This is a genomic window from Streptomyces collinus, assembly GCF_031348265.1.
In the GTDB taxonomy this organism is placed as follows: domain Bacteria; phylum Actinomycetota; class Actinomycetes; order Streptomycetales; family Streptomycetaceae; genus Streptomyces; species Streptomyces collinus.
Genome location: NZ_CP133771.1, coordinates 7,509,169 through 7,533,037 on the forward strand (window position 1 = coordinate 7,509,169; position 23,869 = coordinate 7,533,037).

The following is a 23,869-nucleotide window of genomic DNA, read 5'->3' on the forward strand; positions in this document are numbered from 1 at the left end:
CTGATATAGCTAACGTACTGGTTCGTACATTAGTGAGCCCCTCAGGAGGCGCGCGTGCCCAACAGGTCGTATCTCGTCGGGCTGATCGGTTCCGGCATCGGCCCGTCGCTCAGTCCGGCCCTGCACGAGCGGGAGGCCGACCGGCAGGGCCTGCGCCTGGTGTACCGGCTGATCGACATCGACACCCTCGGAGTGCCGCCCGAGGCGGTGGGCGATCTGCTGCGGGCCGCCCGCGACCTGGGCTTCGACGGGCTCAACATCACGCACCCCTGCAAGCAGCTCGTCATCGAGCACCTGGACGCCCTCGCCCCGCAGGCCGAGGCGCTGGGCGCGGTCAACACCGTCGTCTTCGAGGACGGCCGCGCGGTCGGCCACAACACGGACGCCACCGGTTTCGCCTCCTCCTTCGCACGCGGGCTGCCCGACGCGCCACTGGAACGGGTCGTGCAGCTGGGCGCCGGTGGTGCGGGCGCGGCCGTCGCCCACGCCATGCTCACCCTCGGCGCCGAGCGCGTCACGGTCGTCGACGCCCTGCCCGAGCGGGCCGCCGCCCTGGCCGGCTCCCTCAACCGCGCCTTCGGGGAAGGACGCGCCGCCGCCGCACCCCCGGAACGGCGGACCGAGCTGCTCGCGCACGCCGACGGCCTCGTCCACGCCACGCCCACCGGCATGGCGGCCCACCCCGGTATGCCCCTGCCCGCCGAGCTGCTCCACTCCGGTCTGTGGGTCGCCGAGGTGGTCTACCGGCCGCTGGAGACCGAGCTGCTGCGCACCGCCCGGGCCGTGGGCTGCGCCACCCTCGACGGCGGGGGCATGGCCGCCTTCCAGGCCGCCGACGCGTTCCGCCTGTTCACCGGTCGGGAACCCGACGCCGCGCGGATGCTGACGGACCTGACCGAACTGGCCGGGGCCGTCGGGGCTTCGAACTAGAGAGAGGTACCGCCGTTGCGTACGTCCATCGCCACCGTCTCCCTCAGCGGCTCCCTCACCGAGAAACTCGACGCCGCCGCCCGGGCCGGCTTCGACGGGGTGGAGATCTTCGAGAACGACCTGCTGGCCAGCCCCCTCACCCCCGAGGACGTCCGCGTCCGCTGCGCCGACCTCGGTCTGCGCATCGACCTCTACCAGCCGATGCGGGACATCGAGGCGGTGCCCGAGGCCGAGTTCGCCCGGAACCTGCGGCGGGCCCGGCACAAGTTCGAGCTGATGCGCCGGCTCGGCGCCGCCACGGTCCTCGTCTGCTCCAGTGTCTCCCCGCAGGCGGTGGACGACGACGCCCTCGCCGCCGAGCAGCTGAGCCGGCTCGCCGACGCGGCCCGGGAATCCGGTGTCCGGGTGGCCTACGAGGCCCTCGCCTGGGGCCGGCACGTCAGTACCTACGACCACGCCTGGCGCATCGTCGAGGCCGCTGGGCACCCGGCGCTCGGCACCTGCCTGGACAGCTTCCACATCCTCTCGCGCGGCTCGGATCCCCAGGGCATCGAGGACATCCCCGGCGAGAAGATCTTCTTCCTCCAGCTCGCCGACGCCCCGCTGCTCGCCATGGACGTGCTCCAGTGGAGCCGCCACTACCGCTGCTTCCCCGGCCAGGGCGGCTTCGACGTCGCGGGACTGGTGCGGCACGTGCTGGCCACCGGCTACGACGGCCCGCTGTCCCTGGAGGTCTTCAACGACGTGTTCAGGCAGTCCGAGGCCGGACCGACCGCCGTCGACGCCCGGCGCTCCCTGCTGCTGCTCCAGGAGGAGGTGGGCAAGGCGCCGCTGCCCGGCCCCGTCCTCCCCACCGGTGTCGCCTTCGCCGAACTGGTCACACCCGACGCCGAACCCCTGGCCGCGCTGCTCGGCGCCCTGGGCTTCACCCGCACCGCACGCCATCGCGGTAAACCCGTCGGCCTGTGGGAGCAGGGCGACGCCCGGATCCTGGTCAACACCGGGCCGGCCGTCCGCCGGGACGGCGCCCGTCTCGCCGCGATCGGCCTGGAGTCACCGGACCCGGCCGCGGCGGCCCGGCGAGCCGAGGCGCTGCTCGCGCCCGTACTGCCACGCCGCCGCGCGCCGGAGGACGCCCCGCTGGACGCGGTCGCCGCCCCCGACGGCACGGAGCTGTTCTTCTGCGCCGGCGACCGCCCGGAACGTCCCGGCTGGCGGGCCGACTTCGAGGACACGGGCCGGCCGCCGGGGCAGGCGGGCATCCGGGGCATCGACCACCTCGCCCTCACCCAGCCCTGGCACCACTTCGACGAGGCGGCCCTCTTCCACCGCGGGGTGCTCGGTCTGCACGCCCAGGAGAGCGTGGACGTCGCCGACCCCTACGGTCTGATGCGCAGCCGTGCCGTCACCAACGCCGACGGCAGCGTCCGGATCGCCCTCACGGTCGGCGCCGCGCCCACGGACGACACCGTCCACGCCCAGCACATCGCCCTGGCCACCGACGACGTGGTCGCCGCGGCCCGCCGCTTCCGGGACGCGGGCGGCAGTCCGCTGCCGGTCCCGGCGAACTACTACGACGACCTCGCCGCCCGCTTCGAGTTCGCCGACGGCGAGCTGGAGACCTACCGCGACCTGGGCATCCTCTACGACCGCGATGCCCACGGCGTCTTCCGCCACTGCTACACCCGCACGGTCGGCCGGGTCTTCTTCGAACTGGTCCAGCGCGACGGCGGCTACCGGGGCTACGGCGCCGTCAACGCCCCGGTGCGGCTGGCCGCGCAGCACGCGGTGCGGGCGCTCACTGGCGGCTGACGGTCCGGGTGATGCCGGTGACGACGGTGGTGGCCAGCGTCCAGCCCGTGACGACCAGGGCGTAGGAGAGCCACTGGTACCGGCCGGCGGGCGCGAACGCGCCCTCCTGCCCGAAGGAGATCACGGGCAGGAGCAGGTCGAGCGTGTAGAACACCGGGTTGAACTGCGGGGCCTCGTCCGCCTTCAGCGGCGGGGGATGGTGCAGCGCGAAGGTGAGGGAGCCGATCACGAGCAGCGACAGCAGCCAGCCCGCCGCCCGCAGCGGGCGGAAGCCGTACCCGACGGTGGCGTCCTGCACATAACCCCACAGCCGGCCGTACCAGGGCAGGGTGGTGCGGTGGCGGCGCTGCTTGGCGAGCTGGACCAGCCGGGCGGCGTGGTCGTCGCCGATCCGCCGGTAGGCGGCGGTCAACTGCTCGTAGGCGTGCGGGACATAGCCGTCGCCGTCCCGCTCCAGCATCGTCAGGCGGCGGCCTGCGGGCATGTGCGGAGTGAGCGAGGTGTAGACGAGGCCGTCGAGCAGGACCCTCTCCGGGATCACCTCCGGCTCCAGCCACAGGACGTCCACCTGGGCGCGGCGCAGGTTGAGCGTGCCCTCCAACGGGGGGCTCTCCCGCAGCCAGAGTTCCCCGATGACACAGCTGCCGGCGCGCAGCGCCGGGCCCCCGGGGTTCACCAGGCCGGCGTGCGACAGGTTGAGCCGTCCCGCGACGCGGGCGCCGCGCAGGCCGATCCAGCCGCTCACCGACGAGCTGCGCAGGAGGACGTCGCCCTCCGCCGTGAGCGTCTCGGCGTCGAGGGCGATCTCTCCGGCACCGGCCTCCAGCCGCGTCTCGTTGAGGTCGATCGTCCCGGCGACCGAGGCACCCGTCAGCCGCACCTCGCCGCGTGTGCGCAGGCCCGGCGCGGACAGGCCGTCCCCGATGGTGACGTGGTTGAGCTGGAGCGCCGGCTGGCCCGGGGGCGGTTCGCCGATGTCGGCCCCGTCCAGGAACAGGGCACCGGAGATCTGCGCGCCACCGAGCTTGACGGGCCCGTCGATGAGGCAGTCCGACAGGCGCAGGACGCCGTCCACGCGCAGGGTAGCGGCCTCCAGGCCGGGCAGTACGGACCCGCGCAGGTTCAGCTGGCGCAGCCGCGCCGCGTACAGCACGGGCACGTCCTCGAAGAAGCAGTCGCTGAGCCGCACGGCGTGGTCGATGTCGCTGTACTGGAGGTTCAGCACTCCCGTGATCCGCGCGCCCGCCAGCCGGAGGGAGGCGGTCTCCCCGTCCTCCTGCGGGGGGCTCAGCAGCAGGGCCCGCACCACGGACGCGCGCACGGTCCGTTCGGGGCCCCAGTCCGCGCCCCGCGCCGGGTCCTCGTCGGCCGGGCCCCGGAAGTCCACGTCCTGCCCGCGCGGAAAGGCGCGCCACACCCGCTCCTCGGCGGGTGTCATGTCGGTGATCTCCATCAGCGGGGACTCTGACGCGCCCGGCCGGAGGCTGTCAACTCACCTCCGGCCGGGGCTCGTTACGCCCTGGAGTTCCACTCCGCGATCACGGGCCGGCCGTGCTCGGTGGACAGCCGGCTGACCGTGCCGGTCTCCAGCCGGAACAACTGCCCCCGCGCCGGGGGCAGACCCAGCCGGCGGGCCGTCAGGACGCGGAGGAAGTGGCCGTGCGCCACCAGCATCACATCGCCCTCGGGCAGCGACTTCTCCGCCCGGGCCAGCACCCGGTCGGCGCGTTCGCCGACCTCCTCGGGGGACTCGCCGGGCCGGCCGTCGGGGCCGGGCGGCCCCCCGTCGGTCCACAGGTCCCAGTCGGGGCGGGTGCGGTGTATCTCCTCGGTGGTGACGCCCTCGTAGGCGCCGTAGTACCACTCGTGCAGGTCCGCGTCCCGCAGGGTCCCGGTCAGGCCCGCGAGTTCGGCGGTGCGCACCGCGCGGGCGAGCGGGCTGGTGAGCACCAGCGCGAAGGTACGGTCCGCCAGGAGCGGAGCGAGGGACGCGGCCTGCTCCTCACCGTGCGGGGTGAGGGGCAGGTCGGTGAAGCTGGTGTGCTGTCCGCTCCGGCTCCACTCCGTCTCGCCGTGGCGGACGAGCAGCAGATCACCCACGTCCTACGCCTTCTTCGCGGACTCGACGGCGTGGCCGCCGAACTGGTTGCGCAGCGCCGCGATCATCTTCATCTGCGGCGAGTCGTCCTGCCGGGAGGCGAATCGGGAGAACAGGGAGGCGGTGATCGCGGGCAGCGGCACGGAGTTGTCGATCGCCGCCTCCACGGTCCAGCGTCCCTCGCCGGAGTCCTGGGCGAATCCCCGGAGGTTCTCCAGGTGCTCGTCCTCGTCGAGCGCGTTGACCGCGAGGTCGAGCAGCCAGGAGCGGATGACGGTGCCCTCCTGCCAGGAGCGGAACACCTCGCGGACGTTGTCCACCGAGTCCACGGCCTCCAGCAGCTCCCAGCCCTCGGCGTAGGCCTGCATCATGGCGTACTCGATGCCGTTGTGGACCATCTTTGCGAAGTGCCCGGCGCCCACCTTGCCCGCGTGGACGAAGCCGTACGGGCCTTCCGGCTTCAGCGCCTCGAAGATCGGCCGGAGTGGGTCGACGTACTCCTTCTCGCCGCCGACCATCAGGGCGTAGCCGTTCTTGAGGCCCCACACGCCGCCGGAGACGCCCGCGTCGACGAAGCCGATGCCGCGCTTGCTCAGTTCCTCGGCGTGCTTCTCGTCGTCCGTCCAGCGGGAGTTGCCGCCGTCGACCACCGTGTCGTAGGGCTTGAGGAGGTCCGCCAGACGGTCGATGACGTGCTGGGTGGGGTCGCCCGCCGGGACCATGACCCAGACCGTGCGCGGCGCCTCCAGTTGGTTGACGAGGTCGGCCAGGCTGGCGACGTCCGACTTGTCCGGGTTGGTGTCGTAGCCGATGACGGTGTGGCCGGCGTTGCGCAGGCGCTCGCGCATGTTGCCGCCCATCTTGCCGAGACCCACAAGACCGATCTGCATGTCAGTTCACTTCCCGAAGATTGCGGTAGGCGGCCACCAGCGCGGCCGTGGACGGGTCGAGACCGGGGACGTCAGCGCCCTCGGTCAAGGCGGGCTCGACGCGTTTGGCGAGGACCTTGCCGAGCTCGACACCCCACTGGTCGAAGGAGTCGATGTTCCACACCGCGCCCTGCACGAACACCTTGTGCTCGTAGAGCGCGACCAGCTGGCCGAGGACCGACGGGGTCAGTTCGGTGGCGAGGATCGTCGTGGTCGGGTGGTTGCCCCGGAACGTGCGGTGCGGCACCTGCTCCTCGGGCACGCCCTCCGCGCGTACCTCCTCGGCGGTCTTGCCGAAGGCGAGCGCCTGCCCCTGCGCGAACAGGTTGGCCATCAGCAGGTCGTGCTGCGCCTTCAGTTCGCCGCTCAGCTCGGCGACCGGCCGGGCGAAGCCGATCAGGTCGGCCGGGATGAGCTTGGTGCCCTGGTGGATGAGCTGGTAGTAGGCGTGCTGCCCGTTGGTGCCCGGCGTGCCCCACACCACCGGCCCGGTCTGCCAGTCCACCGGGTTCCCGTCGCGGTCCACCGACTTGCCGTTGGACTCCATGTCGAGCTGCTGGAGGTAGGCGGTGAACTTGGACAGGTAGTGGCTGTAGGGCAGCACGGCGTGCGACTGGGCGTCGTGGAAGTTGCCGTACCAGATGCCGAGCAGGCCCATGATGAGCGGGGCGTTGGCCTCAGCCGGGGCGTTGCGGAAGTGCTCGTCGACGATGCGGAAGCCGTCGAGCATCTCCCGGAAGCGGTCCGGGCCGATGGCGATCATCAGGGACAGGCCGATCGCGGAGTCGTACGAGTAGCGGCCGCCGACCCAGTCCCAGAACTCGAACATGTTGTCGACGTCGATGCCGAAGCCGGCGACCTTCTCCGCGTTGGTCGACAGGGCGACGAAGTGCTTCGCCACTGCCTTCTCTCCCCCACTCTCGGCTTCGCTCGAGCGGGAGGTACCCCCACCCCCCAGGCCCTTCAGCAGCCAGGAGCGCGCCGACGTGGCGTTCGTGATCGTCTCGATCGTGGTGAAGGTCTTGGACGCGACGATGAACAGCGTCTCCGCCGGGTCCAGGTCACGCACCGCCTCGTGCAGGTCCGAGCCGTCCACGTTCGACACGAAGCGGAACGTCAGATCCCGGTCCGTGAACGGCCGCAGCGCCTCGTAGGCCATCGCCGGACCGAGGTCCGAGCCGCCGATGCCGATGTTGACGACGTTGCGGATCCGCCGGCCGGTGTGGCCGGTCCACTCCCCGGAGCGCACCCGGTCCGCGAAGGCGGCCATCTGGTCGAGCACCGCGTGCACGCCCGGGACGACGTTCTCGCCGTCGACCTCGACGACGGCGTCCCGGGGCGCGCGCAGGGCGGTGTGCAGCACGGCCCGGTCCTCGGTGACGTTGATCTTCTCGCCGGCGAACATGGCATCGCGCAGCCCGAACACGCCCGTCGCCGCGGCCAGCTCCTGGAGCAGGGCCAGCGTCTCGTCGGTGACCAGGTGCTTGGAGTAGTCGATGCGCAGGTCGCCCACGTGCACGACGTAGCGCTCGGCGCGTCCCGGGTCCGCCGCGAACAGCTCCCGCAGATCGGGCTGCGGCAGGGCGTCCGTGCGGTGGTCCTCCAAGGCGGTCCACTCGGGCCGCCGGGTGAGCCGGGGGGTTCCGGAGGGGGAGTCAGACATGGGCAGGGGTCTCCTCGGTGGCCGCGCCGTTCAGGGCGACGGCGTACATCTCGTCCGCGTCGAGGCGCCGCAGCTCCTCGGCGATGAGTTCGGAGGTGGCACGGACCTTCAGCGCGAGGGTGCGCGACGGCTGGCCCGGCAGGGTCAGCGTGGCCAGCGGTCCCTCGGGGCGGTCGATGACGATCTCGCCGTGCTCCGTGCCCAGGCGCACGGCCGTGACGACCGGCCCGGCGGTGACCACCCGGTCGACCTGTACGTGCAGCCGCGCCTCCAGCCAGCGGGCCAGCAGCTCGGCGGCCGGGTTCTCGGCCTCGGCCTCCACCGCCGCCGAGACGATCCGCGCCCGGGCCTGGTCCAGCGCCGCCGCCAGCATCGAACGCCAGGGCGTCAGCCGGGTCCAGGCCAGGTCGGTGTCACCGGGCGCGTAGGAGCGGACCCGGGCCTGGAGCGTCTCCAGGGGGTTCTCGACGGCGTACAGGTCGGTGATCCGCCGCTGGGCCAGTGCCCCGAGCGGGTCCTTGGAGGGCACCTCGGGGGCGTCCACCGGCCACCACACCACCACCGGCGCGTCCGGCAGCAGCAGCGGCAGCACCACCGAGTCGGCGTGGTCGGAGACCTCGCCGTAGGTCCTGAGGATCACCGTCTCGCCGGTACCCGCGTCGGCGCCCACCCGGACCTCGGCGTCGAGGCGGGAGGACTGGCGGTCGCGCGGGGTGCGGGCGTGCCGCTTGATGACGACCAGGGTGCGCGAGGGGTGCTCGTGCGAGGCCTCCTCGGCCGCCTTGATCGCGTCGTAGGCGTTCTCCTCGTCCGTGACGATCACCATCGTCAGGACCATGCCCACGGCGGGCGTGCCGATGGCGCGGCGGCCCTGCACCAGCGCCTTGTTGATCTTGCTTGCCGTGGTGTCGGTCAGGTCGATCTTCATGGCCTGCGCCAGCTCCGTCCGTCTCGTGCGAGCATCTCGTCTGCCTCCTCGGGTCCCCAGCTGCCCGAGGCGTACTGCGCGGGCCGGCCGTGCGTGGCCCAGTACTGCTCGATCGGGTCGAGGATCTTCCAGGACTCTTCCACTTCCTGGTGACGGGGGAACAGGTTGGCGTCGCCCAGGAGGACGTCAAGGATCAGCCGTTCGTACGCCTCGGGGCTCGATTCGGTGAACGACTCGCCGTAGGCGAAGTCCATCGTCACGTCCCGGATCTCCATCGAGGTGCCCGGCACCTTCGAGCCGAAGCGGACCGTCATGCCCTCGTCCGGCTGGACGCGGATGACGATCGCGTTGGAGCCGAGCTCCTCGGTCGCGGTGGAGTCGAAGGGGGAGTGCGGGGCCCGCTGGAAGACGACGGCGATCTCCGTCACCCGGCGGCCGAGGCGCTTGCCGGTGCGCAGGTAGAACGGGACACCGGCCCAGCGGCGGTTGTCCACCTGGAGCCGGACCGCGGCGTACGTGTCGGTGGTGGAGGACTGGTCGATGCCGTCCTCCTCCAGGTATCCGCGCACCTTGGTGCCGCCCTGCCAGGCCGCCGCGTACTGTCCGCGCACCGTGCCCTGCCCCAGGTCCTGCGGCAGCCGCACGGCCTTGAGGACCTTCAGCTTCTCGGTGAGCAGCGAGGCGGCGTCGAAGGCGGCCGGTTCCTCCATCGCGGTGAGCGCCATGAGCTGGAGCAGGTGGTTCTGGATGACGTCACGGGCGGCGCCGATGCCGTCGTAGTACCCGGCCCGACCGCCGATGCCGATGTCCTCGGCCATGGTGATCTGCACGTGGTCCACGAAGGACCGGTTCCAGATCGGCTCGAACATCTGGTTGGCGAAGCGCAGGGCCAGCAGGTTCTGGACGGTCTCCTTGCCCAGGTAGTGGTCGATGCGGAAGACCTGCTCCGGATCGAACACCTCGTGCACGATGCGGTTGAGCTCCTCGGCCGACCGCAGATCATGCCCGAACGGCTTCTCGATCACCGCGCGGCGCCAGGAACCCTCCGGGGCGCTCGCCAGCTTGTGCTTCTTCAGCTGCTGGACGACCTTCGGGAAGAACTTCGGCGGCACCGAGAGGTAGAAGGCGTAGTTGCCGCTGGTGCCCCGGGAGGCGTCCAGCTCCTCCACGGCGGAGCGCAGCTGCTTGAACGCCGTGTCGTCGTCGAAGTCACCGGGGATGAACCGCATGCCCTCGGCGAGCTGCTGCCAGACCTCCTCGCGGAACGGGGTGCGGGCGTGCTCACGGACCGCGTCGTGCACCACCTGCGCGAAGTCCTGGTCCTCCCAGTCCCGGCGGGCGAAGCCCACCAGGGAGAAGCCCGGCGGCAGCAGGCCGCGGTTGGCCAGGTCGTACACGGCCGGCATCAGCTTCTTGCGGGACAGGTCGCCGGTGACGCCGAAGATGACCAGCCCGGAGGGGCCCGCGATCCTGGGCAGCCGGCGGTCCCGCGGGTCGCGCAGCGGGTTGATGAAGTCGGTGTCGATGTCGATGTCGATGTCGATGTCGATGTCGGCGTAGGTGTCGGCGCGGTCCGCGGACGGGGCGGCCTCCGCCGTGCCGCTCACCCCGGTCTGCTCGACCCCGGCAGCCTCCTGCGCCGCCCGGGCCTCCTTGTCCTCCTTGGTGCCCTTGGTCTCCTGTTCGGCCGTCTGGGGGATGCCCTCGATGCCCTCGCTCATTCCGCGTCAACTCCCTTGCTGTTCAAGGACTTGGTGACCGCGTCCAGCAGGTCCTGCCAGGCCGCCTCGAACTTGGCGACGCCCTCATCCTCCAGTTGCCGCACCACCTCGTCGTATGCAATGCCGAGCCGTTCGACGGCCGCCAGGTCCGCCCGGGCCCGGTCGTAGCCGCCGGTGACCGTGTCGCCCCGGACGTCGCCGTGGTCGGCGACGGCGTTCAGCGTGGCCTCCGGCATGGTGTTGACCGTGCCGGGGGCGACCAGCTCGTCCACGTACAGGGTGTCCTTGTAGGCGGGGTCCTTCACACCGGTGGAGGCCCAAAGGGGGCGCTGCCGGTTGGCTCCGGCGCCTTCCAGGGTCTGCCAGCGCTCCCCTTCGAAGGCCTGTTCGTACGCCTCGTAGGCGAGCCGGGCGTTGGCCAGGGCCGCCCGACCCTTCAGGGCGAGGGCCTCGTCCGAGCCCAGCAGCGTCAGCCGCTTGTCGATCTCGGAGTCCACACGGGAGACGAAGAACGACGCGACCGAGTGGATCGCGGACAGGCCGAGCCCGGCCGCCCGCGCCTTCTCCAGGCCGGCGAGGTAGGCGTCCATCACCTCGCGGTAGCGCTCCAGGGAGAAGATCAGCGTCACATTGACACTGATACCCGCTCCGGTCACTTCCGTGATCGCCGGCAGGCCCGCCTTCGTCGCCGGGATCTTGATCATCACGTTCGGGCGGTCCACCAGCCAGGCAAGCTGCCGGGCCTCGGCGACGGTCGCCGCCGTGTCGTGGGCGAGGCGCGGGTCGACCTCGATGGAGACCCGGCCGTCCCGGCCACCACTCGCCTCGTACACCGGCCGCAGCACGTCGGCGGCGGACCGGACGTCGGCGGTGGTCATCATCCGGACCGCCTCGTCGACGGCCACACCGCGCACCGCCAGGTCGGCGAGCTGCTGCTCGTAGCCCACGCCGGAGCCGATGGCGGCCTGGAAGATGGACGGGTTGGTGGTGACGCCGACGACGTTCCTGGTGGCGACGAGTCCGGCCAGGCTGCCGGACTCGATCCGCCGGCGCGACAGGTCGTCGAGCCAGATCGACACGCCCTCGTCGGACAGGCGCTTCAGTGCTCCCGCGTTCGCGGTCGCTTCGGTCACAGTGATCATCTTCTTTCGGGCGGTCGGATCAGCCACGGGCGGCGGCGAGGGATTCCCGCGCGGCGGCGACGACGTTCTCGGGGGTGAAGCCGTACTCGGCGAACAGGGTCTTCGCGTCGGCGGAGGCACCGAAGTGCTCCAGGGAGACGATGCGTCCCGCGTCCCCGACGAACCGGTGCCAGGTCAGCCCGATCCCGGCCTCGACGGCGACCCGGGCCTTCACGGACGGCGGCAGCACGCTGTCGCGGTAGGAGCGCGGCTGCTCCTCGAACCACTCCACGGACGGCATCGACACGACACGGGTCGGCACTCCGGCGCCCTGGAGCAGCTCGCGTGCCCCGGCGGCGACGTGCACCTCGGAGCCGGTGGCGATCAGGATCACCTGGGGCGTGCCGCCCTCGGCCTCGAACCTCACGTAACCGCCGCGCGCGGCGTCCGGGTCCGGCTCGTACGTGGGCACGCCCTGGCGGGTGAGCGCGAGGCCGTGCGGGGCCGGGGCGGTGCCGTGCCGCTTGAGGATCTCGGCCCAGACGACCGCGGTCTCATTGGCGTCGGCGGGGCGGACGACGTTCAGGCCCGGGATGGCCCGCAGCGCGGCCAGGTGCTCGACCGGCTGGTGGGTCGGGCCGTCCTCGCCGAGGCCGATGGAGTCGTGCGTCCACACGTACGTCACCGGCAGCTGCATCAGGGCGGACATCCGCACCGCGTTGCGCATGTAGTCGGAGAAGACCAGGAAGGTGCCGCCGTAGACGCGGGTGTTGCCGTGCAGCGCGATGCCGTTCATCTCCGCGGCCATGGAGAACTCGCGGATGCCGAAGTGCACGGTGCGGCCGTACGGGTCGGCCTCCGTCAGCGGGTTGTCCGCCGGGAGGAACGAGCTGGTCTTGTCGATGGTGGTGTTGTTCGAGCCGGCCAGGTCGGCCGAGCCGCCCCACAGCTCGGGCACGACCGGGCCGAGCGCCTGGAGGACCTTGCCGGAGGCGGCACGGGTGGCGACCGCCTTGCCGGGCTCGAACACCGGCAGGGCGTCCTCCCAGCCCTCGGGCAGCTCACCCTTGCTGACACGGTCGAACGTGACGGCCCGCTTCGGGTTGTCGGACCGCCAGGAGGCGATCCGCTTGTCCCAGGCGGTGTGCGCCTCGGCGCCGCGGTCCAGGGCCCGGCGGGTGTGGGCCAGCACCTCGTCGGCGACCTCGAAGGACCGCTCCGGCTCGAAGCCGAGGAGGCGCTTGGTGGCCGCGACCTCGTCCTCGCCGAGCGCCGAGCCGTGGGAGGCCTCGGTGTTGCGCGCGTTCGGGGCGGGCCAGGCGATGATCGTGCGCATCGCGATGATCGAGGGGCGCTCGGTCTCCGCCTGAGCCGCCCTCAGAGCCGCGTACAGGGCGCGTACGTCGACGTCGCCGTCCTCCCGCGGCTCGATCCGCTGCACGTGCCAGCCGTAGGCCTCGTAGCGCTTCAGCACGTCCTCGGAGAACGCGGTCGCGGTGTCGCCCTCGATGGAGATGTGGTTGTCGTCGTAGAGGAAGACCAGGTTGCCGAGCTTCTGGTGGCCGGCGAGCGAGGAGGCCTCGGCGGAGACGCCCTCCTGGAGGTCCCCGTCGGAGACGATCGCCCAGATCGTGTGGTCGAAGGGGGAGTCGCCCTCGGGGGCGTCCGGGTCGAACAGGCCGCGCTCGTACCGGGCGGCCATCGCCATGCCGACGGCGTTCGCGACGCCCTGGCCCAGCGGGCCGGTGGTGGTCTCCACCCCGGCGGTGTGCCCGTACTCGGGGTGGCCGGGCGTCTTGGAGCCGTGCGTGCGGAACGCCTTGAGGTCGTCCAGCTCCAGTTCGTAGCCCGCGAGGTAGAGCTGCGTGTAGAGGGTCAGCGAGGTATGGCCGGGGGACAGGACGAAGCGGTCACGGCCGGTCCACTCGGGATCGGCGGGATCGTGCCGCATCACCTTCTGAAAGATCGTGTAGGCGGCAGGAGCCAGGCTCATCGCGGTGCCGGGGTGTCCGTTGCCCACCCGCTGCACGGCATCGGCCGCGAGGAGCCGGGCGGTGTCGACGGCACGCCGGTCGAGTTCGGTCCATTCGAAACTGTCCGCTGACTGCGTGCTCATCTTCAAGAAGTCCTCGATCGGAGCGAAGTGGCTGGTCTGGCGCGTTCAAAACTAAAAGTCTGACTTTTACGCCGGAAGGTCGGCGTGTGCCAGCCTGTGGTGAAAGTGGGACACCCACCGGCAGCAGGGCGCGCGACGGGGCGGTACAAGGCGGATATGGCGGACAGAAACATCCAAGGCGGCGACGGGATCGATACTTTCCCCTTCCCGGTCGAACTGAGCGTCGGCGGCGTGGGCATGCAGGTCGGGCCGATGGGGGCCGGCCGCACCTGGCACGCCGACGCCCCCCTGGAGCGCGTGCACCGCATCGATTTCCACGTCGTGATGCTGTTCGGCGCGGGCCCGGTCCGGCACATGGTCGACTTCAGCGAGTACGAGGCCACGGCCGGGGACCTGCTGTGGATCCGCCCGGGGCAGGTCCACCGCTTCTCGCGCACCGGCGAGTACCGCGGAACCGCGCTGACCATGCAGCCCGGCTTCCTGCCCCGCTCGACCGTGGAGGCCACCGGCCTCTACCGCTACGACCTGCCGCCGCTGCTGCGCCCCGACGCGGCCCAACTCACCGGTCTGCAAGCCGCGCTCGCCCAACTGCGGCGCGAGTACGAGGACGCGGCCACGCTCCCGCTGAGCCTGCACACCGCCGTCCTGCGCCACACGCTGACGGCCTTCCTGCTGCGGCTCGCCCACCTCGCGGCGAGTTCGGCCCCGGCTCTGCACCGGCGCACCGACTCCACCTTCACCCTCTTCCGGGACGCCGTGGAGCGGGACTTCGCCGCCAACCACAGCGTCAGCGCCTACGCCGACGCGCTCGGCTACTCCCGCCGCACCCTGGTCCGCGCGGTGCGCGCCGCGACCGGCGAGACCCCCAAGGCCTTCATCGACAAGCGCGTCGTCCTGGAGGCCAAACGGCTCCTCGCCCACACCGAACTGCCGATCGGCCGGGTCGGCGCGGCGGTCGGCTTCCCCGACGCCGCCAACTTCTCCAAGTTCTTCCACCAGCACACGGACCGGACCCCGGCGGCCTTCCGGGCGGAGCTGCGCTGAGGGCGGTGAAGAGGGGCCCCACGCGCGCGTGGAGCCCCTCTTCGTGCGTTCTCAGTGCCCGAAGGTGAACCAGTTGACGTTCACGAAATCCGCCGGCTGCCCGCTGGTGAAGGTCAGATACACGTCGTGCGTGCCGGTCACGCCGCTGATGTTCGCCGGAACGGTCCGCCACGACTGCCAGCCCCCGGTGCTGCCCACCGCGAAGCTCCCGACCGGCGCGTTGCTGCGGCTGTCCAGCCGCACCTCGACCAGCCCGCTGACGCCGCCCGCAGCTCCGCTCGCGACCCGGGCGCTGAACTGCCGGGCCGCCGTGGAGCCGAAATTCACGCCCTTGAAGTGCAGCCAGTCGCCGTGTGCGAGCGCGCCGACGTTCTGCCCGCCGCCCGAGTCGGCCGTCGTCTCGGTGATCACGCCGGACTGGCCGTCGTAGGACTCCGCCTGGATGGCGGAGTAGGCGTCGCGGTTCCCGGTCGGCGGGGGTGTGGTGCCGCCGCCGGACGACAGCACCTGCACGTAGTCGACGACCATGGCGTGGCCCGGCTGCGTCCCGGCGTCCGGCCCACCGCCGAACGCGTCGGGGAAGCCGCCGCCCATCGCGACGTTCAGGATGATGAAGAAGCCGTGGTCGGTGGCGTTCTTCCAGGTCGTCGCGTCGACCTGGTTGGCGCGCACGGTGTGGAAGTTGACGCCGTCGAGATAGAAGCGGATCTCCTCGACGCTCGTCGAGCGGTCCCACTCCATGCGGTAGGTGTGGAAGCCGGCCTGGCAGGAGGTGCCCTGACAGGTCGTAGAGCCGCCGATGCCGCTGGTCTCGTTGCAGGGGCCGCCCGGTGACGTACCGCAGTGCATCGTCGCGAACACCGTGTTCATGCCCTGGGTGTTCTCCATGATGTCCAGCTCGCCGACCGCCGGCCAGTTCCAGTAGTCGCCGCGGTACGGGGCGCCCAGCATCCAGAACGCCGGCCAGTAGCCCTTGGCGGCCGCCCCGGTGACGTTCGGCACCTGGATGCGCGACTCCACGCGGAGCTTGCCGCCGGCCGGGGGCTGGAAGTCGGTGCGGTTGGTCTCGATGCGGCCGGAGGTCCAGTTGCCGGCGGCGTCCCGCCGGGGCGTGATCCGGAGGTTGCCGTTGCCGTCGAGCGAGACGTTGGCCGTGCTGTTCGTCATCGTCTCGATCTCGCCGGTGCCCCAGTTGGCGGGACCGCCGGGATAGCCCTTGCCCGTCGCGTACCGCCAGTCGGAGGTGTTGATGCCGGAGCCGGCGGCGCCGTTGAAGTCGTCCACGAACAGCTGCGTCCAGCCCGACGGGGGCGGCGGCGCGGAGGCGTTCGCGGACGGGGTGGCGACCGCGGAGGCGGCCGCCGCGAGGCCGAGCGTGCTGACGACGGCGACGAACGCCCGTCGGAAGGGACGGGGTCTGCGGAGGGTGCTTGAGGTTCCGCTCATGTGGGGGCCTCTCGGGGAAGGGGGGGGGTGAGAGCGCTCTCAAAGTGCCGTCAATGTGCTCCACGCCGTCCGGGGCGTCAAGAGGTAAAGCCAGGAAAAGTGCGGGGGTCGTGGTGTGTGCACAGCTTGAACGCCCGGTGAGCTGCGGGGAGTTGTGGGTGGCCGAGTGGGAGGCGAACCCGCGTGAGAGCGCTCTCAGCTGTTGACGCCGAGACCTGGCTCCCGCTTCTTCGCCCAGCGACGCAGCACGTCGTCGAGCATCAGCAGCAGGACGACAGCCACACCCATGGTCCACTCCGGAAGCCCGGCCCAGGCGATGACGAGCCAGGCTGCACCCGCGAGAACCAGCAGCACCAGCAGCCGCATCACCCGCCGCGGCGCCCCGCCCGACCGTGTCATCGCCGGCTCTCCTCGCCCCATGTGCCGCCCGGCACCCCGCAGAGTCCGACGCACGGCGGGCCGCGACGGTTGTCCGGCCGGGCCCTCGGCACTGCGCGCTGTTGAACACGGGGTCGCGGGGCACTCGGGGTGGACGACGGACTACCGGTCCAGGCAGCAGGAGGCACCCGTGGCCATACGCCATCACCTGATCCGAGTCGGCCCGGGCGCCGTGTGGGACGTCCTCGCCGACGGCCACCGCTACGCGGAGTGGGTGGTGGGGACCGCCGAGTCCCACCCCGTGCGCGGACAGTGGCCCCGCACCGGCGCGGCCATCCGCTACGAGATCCGGCTCGGACCCCTGCGGCTCGACAACGAGACGGTCGTCCGCCACTGCGAGGAGGGCAGCCGGCTGGAGCTGGAGGCCCACGCCGGTGTGCTGGGCACGGCACGCATCGCCATCGAGCTGCGGCCCTGGGGCGAGCACTGCCTGGTGATCGTGGACGAGCACCCCCTGCGGGGAGCGGGCGGCCGGCTGCACAATGTCGGCTTCGAAGCGCTGATCCAGCTGCGCCACCGTACGATGCTGGCCCGCCTGGCCAAGCTCTGCGAGGCCGAGGCTCGGACCCCGGGCAGCGGCCGCCGCCGCCCGCTGGGCCAGGTGACCGTGGGATCCGAGGCGGACGGAGCCGGCCATGCCTGACGCCGTGGTGATCGGCGCGGGCCCCAACGGACTGGTCGCCGCCAATGTCCTCGCGGACGCCGGATGGAGCGTCGAGGTGCTGGAGGAGCAGCCCGAACCGGGCGGCGCCGTACGCCACGACCGGGGCGTCGACCCCGCCTTCGTCAACGACCTCTTCAGCTCCTTCTACCCCCTCGCGGCCGCTTCGCCCGTCCTGGCCGCGCTCCACCCCGAGGAGCACGGGCTGCGCTGGAGCCACGCGCCCAGCGTGCTGGCCCACCCCCTCACCGACGGCAGCTGCGCCGTCCTGGACCGGAACATCGGCACCACCGCCGCATCCCTCGACACCTTCGAGCCGGGCGACGGAGCCGCCTGGCGGCGGCTGCACGACGTGTGGCAGAGCCTGCGCCCCGGCATCCTTGAGGCCCTGTTCGCCCCCTTCCCGCCCGTGCGCGCCACGGCCCGGCTGGCGCTGCGGCTGAGGGCCGCGGGCGGACTGCGCATGGCCCGCACCCTGGTGCTGCCGGTGCGGCGCCTCGGGGAGGAGGAGTTCCGCGGCCAGGGCGGACGCCTGCTGCTGGCCGGCAACGCCCTGCACGCGGACCTCGCCCCCGAGTCGGCGGGCAGCGGCGGCTTCGGCTGGCTGATGACCATGCTGGGCCAGACCTACGGCTTCCCGGTCCCGGTCGGCGGCTCCGGCGCGCTGACCTCCGCCCTGGTCCGGCGGCTGGAGACCCTGGGCGGGCGGGTGCGCTGCGGGCAGCGCGTCGAACACGTCGTCGTCCGCGGCGGGCGGGCCGTCGGTGTGCGCACGGCGGGCGGGGACGCGGTGCCGGCCCGCCGTGCGGTGCTGGCGGACGTGTCGGTGCCCGCCCTGTACGGCGGGCTGCTCGACCCCGAGCACCTGCCCGCGCAGCTCCTGGACGACCTGCGGCGCTTCCAGTGGGACTTCGCCACCTTCAAGGTCGACTGGGCGCTCGACGGCCCGGTGCCCTGGCAGACCGAGCAGGCGTCCCGGGCGGGCACCGTGCACCTCGCCGACGGCATGGACGAACTCACCCGCTTCGCCGCGCAGATCGCCATGCGGCAGGTCCCGGACCGGCCGTTCCTGATCTTCGGCCAGATGACCACCTCCGACGCCACCCGCTCCCCGCAGGGCACCGAATCGGCCTGGGCCTACACGCACATCCCCCACGAGATCCGCGCCGACGCGGCCGACGAGGGCATCACCGGCCGCTGGGACACCAAGGACCAGGAGCTCATGGCCGACCGCGTCGAACGCCAGGTGGAGCGCTTCGCGCCCGGCTTCCGCTCACTGATCCGAGGCCGCCGCATCCTGGCGCCCCCGACCCTGGAGGCGCTCGACGGCAACCTCGCGGGCGGCGCCATCAACGGAGGCACCACCGCGATGCACCAGCAGCTCGTCTTCCGTCCCCTGCCCGGCACCGGCCGCCCGGAGACCCCGGTGCCGGGTCTGTACCTCGCCTCCTCCGGAGCCCACCCCGGCGGCGGGGTGCACGGCGCGCCCGGAGCCAACGCCGCCCGGGCCGCGCTGCGCCGCAACCGGCCTCCCGGTCTGGCCCGCGCCCAGCGGATCCTCGCCCAACGCGACCGCACCGGAGCCAGGCGCTGACCCGGCCCTGAGGGGGTGGGTCCGGCACCGAAAGGAAAGGGCAGCCCATGAGCAGCAGCCCGCTCGCCGAGCGCACCGTCGTCATCACCGGAGCCGCCCGCGGCGTGGGCGCGGCACTGGCCCGCGAAGCCGCCCGGCGCGGCGCCCGGGTGGCGCTCGTCGGCCACGAGAAGCCCGCCCTGGACGCGGTGGCCGCCTCGCTGCCGGGCCCGGCCCTCGCCCTGGAGGCCGACGTCACCGACCTCTCCGCGCTGGAGGCGGCGGCGACCACCGTGCGAGCCCGGCTCGGCCGTCCCTCGGCCGTGGTGGCCAACGCCGGCATCGCCGAGGGCGGCTCGCTCCTCGCCTCGGACCCGGCCGCCTGGCGCCGGGTGATCGACGTCAACCTCACCGGCAGCGCCCAGACCGCCCGGGCGTTCCTGCCGGACCTGATCGACACGGCCGGCTACTTCTTCCAGGTCGCCTCCCTGGCCTCGATCGGCGCCGCCCCGCTCATGAGCGCCTACTGCGCCTCCAAGGCGGGTGTCGAGGCCTTCGCGCACTCCCTGCGGGCGGAGGTCGCGCACCGCGGGGTCGGGGTGGGCATCGCCTACCTCAACTGGACCGACACCGACATGATCCGCGACGCCGACCGGTACGACGTCCTGCGCGAACTGCGTCTGCACATGCCCCCGCCGGCCCGCCGCGTGTACCCCGTGGAGACCGTCGCCGCCCGCCTGGTCAGGGGCATGGAGCGCCGCCGTACGGCCGTGTACGCACCGGCGTGGCTGCGGCTGGCCCAGCCGATACGCCCGGCCATGCCCCCGGTGGTCCTGCGCGTGGCACGCCGCGCACTGCCCCGCCTGGAGGCCTCGGGCCCGGTCCGCTACACCGGGCCGCTCGGCGCCGGCGGCCGGGCCGACCGTGCGGCGGCCGGGCCGGGAACCTGACGAAGGCGTCCCGGCAGGCCCGGACGGGCAGGTCATGCCGGACACTGGTCAGCAGGAGAGGGGAGGCCGCCGTGCTGACCGGAGTCCGTGAACAGCTGGGCCAGGCCCTGTTCCGCCGGGTCGCGGGCCCCGGCGGATCCGCGACCCGGGCCCGGATCCACCACACCCCCGGCCCGCGCTGGTTCGAGCCGGACCGGCCGATCCGCACGGTCCACGGCGACGCCTCGATGTTCATCGGCGGGCTCACTGCTCTGCTGCTGCAGTCGCTGCATCCGCTCGCGATGGCGGCCGTCGCCGGCCACTCCGGCTTCCGCGGCGACCCGTGGGGCCGCTTGCAGCGCACCAGCACCTTCCTGGCGGTGACGACGTACGGCACCGCCACGGACGCCCAGCAGGCCGTCGACCACGTGCGCGGCATTCACGCACGGATCCGCGGCACGACGGCCGACGGCGTGCCGTACCACGCGGCCGACCCGCAGCTGCTCGGCTGGGTGCACGCCGCCGAGACGGACAGCTTCCTGCGCGCCCACGAACGCTACGGCGCCCGGCCCCTGGACGCCGCCGGCTACGACGCCTACGTCACCGACACCGCGCGCGTCGCCGAGGCCCTGGGAGTGGCCGACCCGCCCCGCGACCGCGGCGAACTGACCGAGCGCCTGAGCGCCTACCGGCCCGAACTGCGGGCCACGCCCGAGGCCCGGGCAGCCGCCCGCTTCCTGCTGTTCCAGCCCCCGCTGCCGCTGGCTGTCCGGCCCTTCTACGGCGGGCTGGCCGCGAACGCCGTCACCCTGCTCCCGCCCTGGGCGCGCGGCATGCTGTGGCTGCCCCGGGTGCCGGTCGTCGAGGACCTCGCCGTGCGCCCCACCGGCCGGGCCCTGACCCGGACCATCCGCTGGGTCCTGGCCCCGGCCCGGGAGGCCTGAGCGCTCAGGGCTGCCACCCCAGCGCCCGCGAGATCCCGCGCGCCGCCATCCGCACCGCCGGACCCAGGACCGGCACCTGGGCGTCCGCGTGGGGCACCACGATCGACACGGCGGCGGTCACGGTGCCGTCCGCACCGCGCACCGGCGCGGCCACCGACAGGGCGTCCTCCGTGACCTGACGGTCGCTCACCGCCACCCCCGACCTGCGTACCTCGGCCAGCACCCGCCGCAGCCGCTCCGGTTCGGTGATGGTGTACGGGGTGAAGGACGCGAGTTCTCCCTCGCAGTACTCCTTCCGGAACACCGGGTCGTCGTGGGCCAGCAGGGCGAGCCCGACCCCGGTGGCGTGCAGCGGCCAGCGGGCGCCGATGCGGATGTGCACGCCGACCGCCGACCGCCCCGACAGCCACTCGATGTAGACGACGTCCCGGCCGTCCCGCACGGCCAGCTGCACGTTCTCGTGCGTCGCCTCGTACAGGTCCTCCAGGTACGGCAGCGCGATCTGCCGCAGGGCGAGGCCGCGCGGGGCCAGGGCCGCGAGTTCCCACAGCCGCAGTCCGACGTGGTAGACGCCGGACTCGTCCCGCTCCAGGGCGCCCCACTCGGTGAGCGCGCCGACCAGCCGGTGCGCGGTGGTCAGGCTCAGCCCGGCCCGCCGGCTGATGTCCGTCAGGCACAGGGCCGGATGCTCGTGGTCGAAGGCCGCGAGCACGGACAGCAGCCGGTCGGGCGCGGTGGGGGCGGTCATGGACGGGCGTCTCCCGGGTGGGCGAGGTCGTAGGGGCGGGGGTAACTGCTGGGGCGGTACGGAAGGTAGCGGGGCTCCGCCGTCGGGTCCACCGCCCTCGCGCGGGAGTTGAGGGCGCCCGGCGAGGCGTCCCAGCGGCCGGTGTCCAGGCGGTGCTCCAGGGTGTGCAGGGCGGCCAGTGTCTCGCCCGGGGTGAAGGTGCAGTGGCCCGGGCGGTCGACGTAGGCCTGGCGGAGGAGCCCGGCGGAGCCCGCCGCCGTGGCGGCCCTCCGGTAGGCGTTCTCCGACTGCACCGGGATCAGGGCGTCACCGGTCGTGTGGATGTTCAGCTGGGGGTCGGTGAGGCGGCCGGAGAGCACGCTGGTGCCGCGCATCCACCGCACCGCCGACGGGTCGGCGGCGATCCGGGGTGCCCGGTCCAGAGCCGAGAGGTCGGTGCGCAAGGACAGTCCTGCCTCCTTGTACAGCTCCGTCACCTCTTTGTACAGCGGGGAGCGTACGAGCATCGAGCGGTAGTCGACGCCCGTGTTCCAGGACGGGTTGCCGCCCGCCCGGCTCTCGGCCTCCTGCCGCCAGCTGAACGCGGGCAGTTGGAGCAGGCCCCGGACGGCGGCGTACTGGTTGGCCTGGGCCGTACCGAAGTCGTCGGGGCCCGGCCGCGTCTGCGCGGGGTCGTTGTAGCCGGGGATGTTGTGCAGGGCGGCGGCCAGGGCGATCCGGGCCCTGCCTCCGGGGGTCCGCTGGGCCGCGTCGGCCTTCGAGGCGAGCGCCTTGCCCGCGGCGACCGCCTCGGTCTGGTCCGCGAATCCGGCGAGCCGGACACCGGAGTCCGGGGCGAGCAGGGTGCGCAGTGCGAACACCGGGTCCAGGGTGCTGTTCCAGTTGGCGACACCGCCCTGCACCAGTCCGCACATCGAGAGTGATCCGTCGAACCGGCCGGCGTGCCGCTCGGCGAGCATGCTGGTGACGAAGCCGCCGTAGGAGGTGCCCCAGGCCAGGGTCCGCCGGGCCGCCCCGAACTTCTCCGTGAACAGGTCCAGCGTGGCCAGCTGGTCGGGCACCGCCTCCGTGACCGCCCAGCCGTTCGTCGCGTACGAGGAGCCGATCAGGGCGTATCCCCCGGCCAGGAGCTTGTCGCGGGCGGCCGGACCAGGCGTGTTCTGGGCCGGGTTGGGGGCCCCGGCCGGGGTGTAGCCGTGGCTGTAGAGCAGGACCGTGCCGTTCCAGGACGAGGGGACGTCCATCACGTACGCGGCGCCGGACGGGAGCCGGCCCTCCAGGCGGGTGTCCTCGGTGGCGGCCTGCGCGGGCAGGGCGGTCGCCGCCAGGGACAGGCAGGCGGTCGTCAGCAAGGCGAGGCGGATCCTCAACGCGGGGTTCCTTCCAGGGCGGGGGCGGCGGCGGGGGAGTCCAGCGCGTCCGTGTGCGTCTCGCGCAGCCGCCACACGGTGACCGCCGTGACGGCCGCGCCCGCGCACAGCAGCAGCGACACCGGGGTGCTGCCGCCGCCGAAGGACGCCAGGAGACTGCCGGCGATCAGCGGGGAGAACCCGGCGCCGATCAGGGTCGCGCCCTGGTAACCGAGGGAGGCGCCGGTGTAGCGGACGCGGGTGCCGAACATCTCGGTGAGCAGCGCGCCCAGAGGCCCGTACATCGTGGACTGGGCGACGCCGTGGCCGAGCGCCAGGGCGAGGATCAGCAGGCCGGGGGAGCCCGAGTCGACCAGCGCCAGCACCGGGAAGGCGAGCGCCGCCGAGGCGACGGCACCGGCGAGCACGACGGGCCGGCGGCCGACCCGGTCCGACAGCGAGGACGCGGCGGGCAGCACGACGAGGGCCACGCAGGAGGCGACGGTGACCGCGGTCAGCACCTGCGGGCGGGTGTACCCCTCGCCGACGGCGTAGGAGATCATGAAGCTGGTCAGCAGGGACTGGGCGGTGAACGCGCCGATGCCCACGCAGGCGGCCAGCAGGACCGGCTTCGGGCGGCGCAGCACCTCCACGATCGGGGGCCGGGCCACCGGATCCCGCTTGACCTGCGCGAACAGCGGACTTTCGGCGACCTTCAGCCGCACGAACAGGCCGACGCCCAGCAGCACGATGCTCAGCAGGAACGGCACCCGCCAGCCCCAGGAGCGGAACTGCTCGTCCGGCAGGGTGGCGACCAGGGTGACCACACCGGCCGACAGCACGGAACCGAGCGGGGCGCCGAGCTGGGTGAAGCTGGACCACAGGCCGCGCCGGGAACCCCGCGCGTGTTCGGCGTGCTCGACGACCATCAGCATCGCGCCGCCCCACTCGCCGCCGATCGCGATGCCCTGCACCACGCGCAGGGCGACCAGCAGCACCGGGGCCCAGACGCCGATGGTGTCGTACGTCGGCAGCAGGCCGATGAGGAAGCTGCCGGACCCCATCAGGACCATGGTCAGCAGCATCATCGACTTGCGGCCGAGCCGGTCGCCGAAGTGCCCGAAGACGATGCCGCCGAGCGGCCGGGCGAGATAACCCGCGGCGAAGGTGCCGAACGCGGCGATGGTGCCGACCGCCGGGTCGGCCCGAGGGAAGAACAGTTCGCCGAAGACGAGCGCGGCGACTGTGCCGTAGACGAGGAAGTCGTAGAACTCGACGGTGGTGCCGAGCAGGCCGGAGACGGCGACGCGCCGCAACTGCCTTGAATCGGGGGAGGGTTGGGGGGAGAGCGGGGATGGCTGCACGGTGGGCTCCCTGGGGACGGGGCGCGGTTGGTCCGTGAAGTTATGCATCCATCGT

20 protein-coding genes are annotated in these 23,869 nt (G+C 72.7%); 7 read left to right on the forward strand and 13 right to left on the reverse strand.

Annotation, left to right across the window (positions count from 1 at the left end; translation table 11 throughout):
* The first annotated feature begins 54 nt into the window (after nucleotides 1–54).
* Both RFN52_RS33870 and RFN52_RS33875 read left to right on the forward strand, forming a co-directional pair.
* Complete coding sequence (locus RFN52_RS33870) at nucleotides 55–930, forward strand: shikimate dehydrogenase (RefSeq protein ID WP_184852064.1); 876 nt, start codon at nucleotides 55–57, stop codon at nucleotides 928–930.
* 15 nt (nucleotides 931–945) lie between these two features.
* A complete protein-coding gene (locus RFN52_RS33875) occupies nucleotides 946–2,742 on the forward strand; it encodes a bifunctional sugar phosphate isomerase/epimerase/4-hydroxyphenylpyruvate dioxygenase family protein (protein WP_184852066.1) in 1,797 nt (598 codons plus the stop codon).
* Here the strand turns inward: RFN52_RS33875 and RFN52_RS33880 are convergent.
* The 8 genes from RFN52_RS33880 to tkt are packed head-to-tail and all read right to left on the reverse strand — an operon-like array spanning nucleotide 2,729 to nucleotide 13,318.
* Nucleotides 2,729–4,195: a membrane-associated oxidoreductase gene (locus tag RFN52_RS33880; protein WP_184852068.1), complete on the reverse strand. Its 1,467-nt coding sequence runs from the start codon at nucleotides 4,193–4,195 to the stop codon at nucleotides 2,729–2,731. The genes RFN52_RS33875 and RFN52_RS33880 overlap by 14 nt on opposite strands.
* Nucleotides 4,196–4,254: 59 nt before the next feature.
* Entirely contained in the window at nucleotides 4,255–4,842 is a 588-nt protein-coding gene (locus tag RFN52_RS33885) for a histidine phosphatase family protein (protein ID WP_184852070.1), read from the reverse strand.
* A gap of 3 nt (nucleotides 4,843–4,845) precedes the next feature.
* Nucleotides 4,846–5,730 carry a phosphogluconate dehydrogenase (NAD(+)-dependent, decarboxylating) gene (gene gnd / locus RFN52_RS33890; protein WP_184852072.1) on the reverse strand — a complete coding sequence of 295 codons (885 nt, stop codon included), beginning with the start codon at nucleotides 5,728–5,730 and terminating at the stop codon, nucleotides 4,846–4,848.
* A gap of 1 nt (nucleotide 5,731) precedes the next feature.
* The gene (gene pgi, locus RFN52_RS33895) at nucleotides 5,732–7,432 is read right to left on the reverse strand and encodes a glucose-6-phosphate isomerase (protein WP_184852074.1); all 1,701 of its coding nucleotides are present in this window, start codon (nucleotides 7,430–7,432) and stop codon (nucleotides 5,732–5,734) included.
* Nucleotides 7,425–8,360, reverse strand: a complete 936-nt coding sequence (opcA, locus tag RFN52_RS33900; RefSeq protein ID WP_184852076.1) for a glucose-6-phosphate dehydrogenase assembly protein OpcA — start codon at nucleotides 8,358–8,360, stop codon at nucleotides 7,425–7,427. The genes pgi and opcA overlap by 8 nt, the downstream gene beginning before the upstream one ends.
* On the reverse strand, nucleotides 8,357–10,081 hold the full coding sequence (gene zwf, locus RFN52_RS33905; RefSeq protein ID WP_311241121.1) for a glucose-6-phosphate dehydrogenase: 1,725 nt from the start codon (nucleotides 10,079–10,081) through the stop codon (nucleotides 8,357–8,359). The genes opcA and zwf overlap by 4 nt, the downstream gene beginning before the upstream one ends.
* Entirely contained in the window at nucleotides 10,078–11,223 is a 1,146-nt protein-coding gene (tal, locus tag RFN52_RS33910; RefSeq protein WP_184852078.1) for a transaldolase, read from the reverse strand. The genes zwf and tal overlap by 4 nt, the downstream gene beginning before the upstream one ends.
* A 19-nt stretch (nucleotides 11,224–11,242) precedes the next feature.
* Complete coding sequence (gene tkt, locus RFN52_RS33915; protein ID WP_184852080.1) at nucleotides 11,243–13,318, reverse strand: transketolase; 2,076 nt, start codon at nucleotides 13,316–13,318, stop codon at nucleotides 11,243–11,245.
* Nucleotides 13,319–13,474: 156 nt separating this feature from the next.
* Between tkt and RFN52_RS33920 the strand changes: the two genes are divergently transcribed.
* On the forward strand, nucleotides 13,475–14,362 hold the full coding sequence (locus RFN52_RS33920) for a helix-turn-helix domain-containing protein (RefSeq protein ID WP_184852082.1): 888 nt from the start codon (nucleotides 13,475–13,477) through the stop codon (nucleotides 14,360–14,362).
* A gap of 51 nt (nucleotides 14,363–14,413) precedes the next feature.
* On the opposite strand, the gene RFN52_RS33925 is transcribed toward RFN52_RS33920, so the two are convergent.
* Entirely contained in the window at nucleotides 14,414–15,808 is a 1,395-nt protein-coding gene (locus tag RFN52_RS33925; protein ID WP_184852084.1) for a glycoside hydrolase family 16 protein, read from the reverse strand.
* Nucleotides 15,809–16,003: 195 nt separating this feature from the next.
* Nucleotides 16,004–16,207: a hypothetical protein gene (locus RFN52_RS33930; protein WP_184852086.1), complete on the reverse strand. Its 204-nt coding sequence runs from the start codon at nucleotides 16,205–16,207 to the stop codon at nucleotides 16,004–16,006.
* A 169-nt stretch (nucleotides 16,208–16,376) separates the two neighbouring features.
* On the opposite strand from RFN52_RS33930, the gene RFN52_RS33935 reads away from it, so the two are divergent.
* From RFN52_RS33935 to RFN52_RS33950, 4 genes are all read left to right on the forward strand, one after another.
* Complete coding sequence (locus tag RFN52_RS33935; protein ID WP_184852088.1) at nucleotides 16,377–16,889, forward strand: SRPBCC family protein; 513 nt, start codon at nucleotides 16,377–16,379, stop codon at nucleotides 16,887–16,889.
* Nucleotides 16,882–18,501 carry a phytoene desaturase family protein gene (locus RFN52_RS33940; protein ID WP_184852091.1) on the forward strand — a complete coding sequence of 540 codons (1,620 nt, stop codon included), beginning with the start codon at nucleotides 16,882–16,884 and terminating at the stop codon, nucleotides 18,499–18,501. The genes RFN52_RS33935 and RFN52_RS33940 overlap by 8 nt, the downstream gene beginning before the upstream one ends.
* Before the next feature lie 47 nt (nucleotides 18,502–18,548).
* On the forward strand, nucleotides 18,549–19,430 hold the full coding sequence (locus RFN52_RS33945) for an SDR family oxidoreductase (protein ID WP_184852093.1): 882 nt from the start codon (nucleotides 18,549–18,551) through the stop codon (nucleotides 19,428–19,430).
* A gap of 71 nt (nucleotides 19,431–19,501) precedes the next feature.
* Nucleotides 19,502–20,353: an oxygenase MpaB family protein gene (locus RFN52_RS33950; protein ID WP_184852095.1), complete on the forward strand. Its 852-nt coding sequence runs from the start codon at nucleotides 19,502–19,504 to the stop codon at nucleotides 20,351–20,353.
* Nucleotides 20,354–20,357: 4 nt separating this feature from the next.
* Here RFN52_RS33950 and RFN52_RS33955 read toward each other — a convergent pair whose 3' ends face one another.
* The 3 genes from RFN52_RS33955 to RFN52_RS33965 are packed head-to-tail and all read right to left on the reverse strand — an operon-like array spanning nucleotide 20,358 to nucleotide 23,814.
* Complete coding sequence (locus tag RFN52_RS33955; protein WP_184852098.1) at nucleotides 20,358–21,101, reverse strand: IclR family transcriptional regulator; 744 nt, start codon at nucleotides 21,099–21,101, stop codon at nucleotides 20,358–20,360.
* Entirely contained in the window at nucleotides 21,098–22,471 is a 1,374-nt protein-coding gene (locus RFN52_RS33960) for an alpha/beta hydrolase family protein (RefSeq protein WP_311241122.1), read from the reverse strand. The genes RFN52_RS33955 and RFN52_RS33960 overlap by 4 nt, the downstream gene beginning before the upstream one ends.
* Nucleotides 22,468–23,814 carry an MFS transporter gene (locus RFN52_RS33965; protein WP_184852102.1) on the reverse strand — a complete coding sequence of 449 codons (1,347 nt, stop codon included), beginning with the start codon at nucleotides 23,812–23,814 and terminating at the stop codon, nucleotides 22,468–22,470. The genes RFN52_RS33960 and RFN52_RS33965 overlap by 4 nt, the downstream gene beginning before the upstream one ends.
* Nucleotides 23,815–23,869 lie beyond the last annotated feature (55 nt).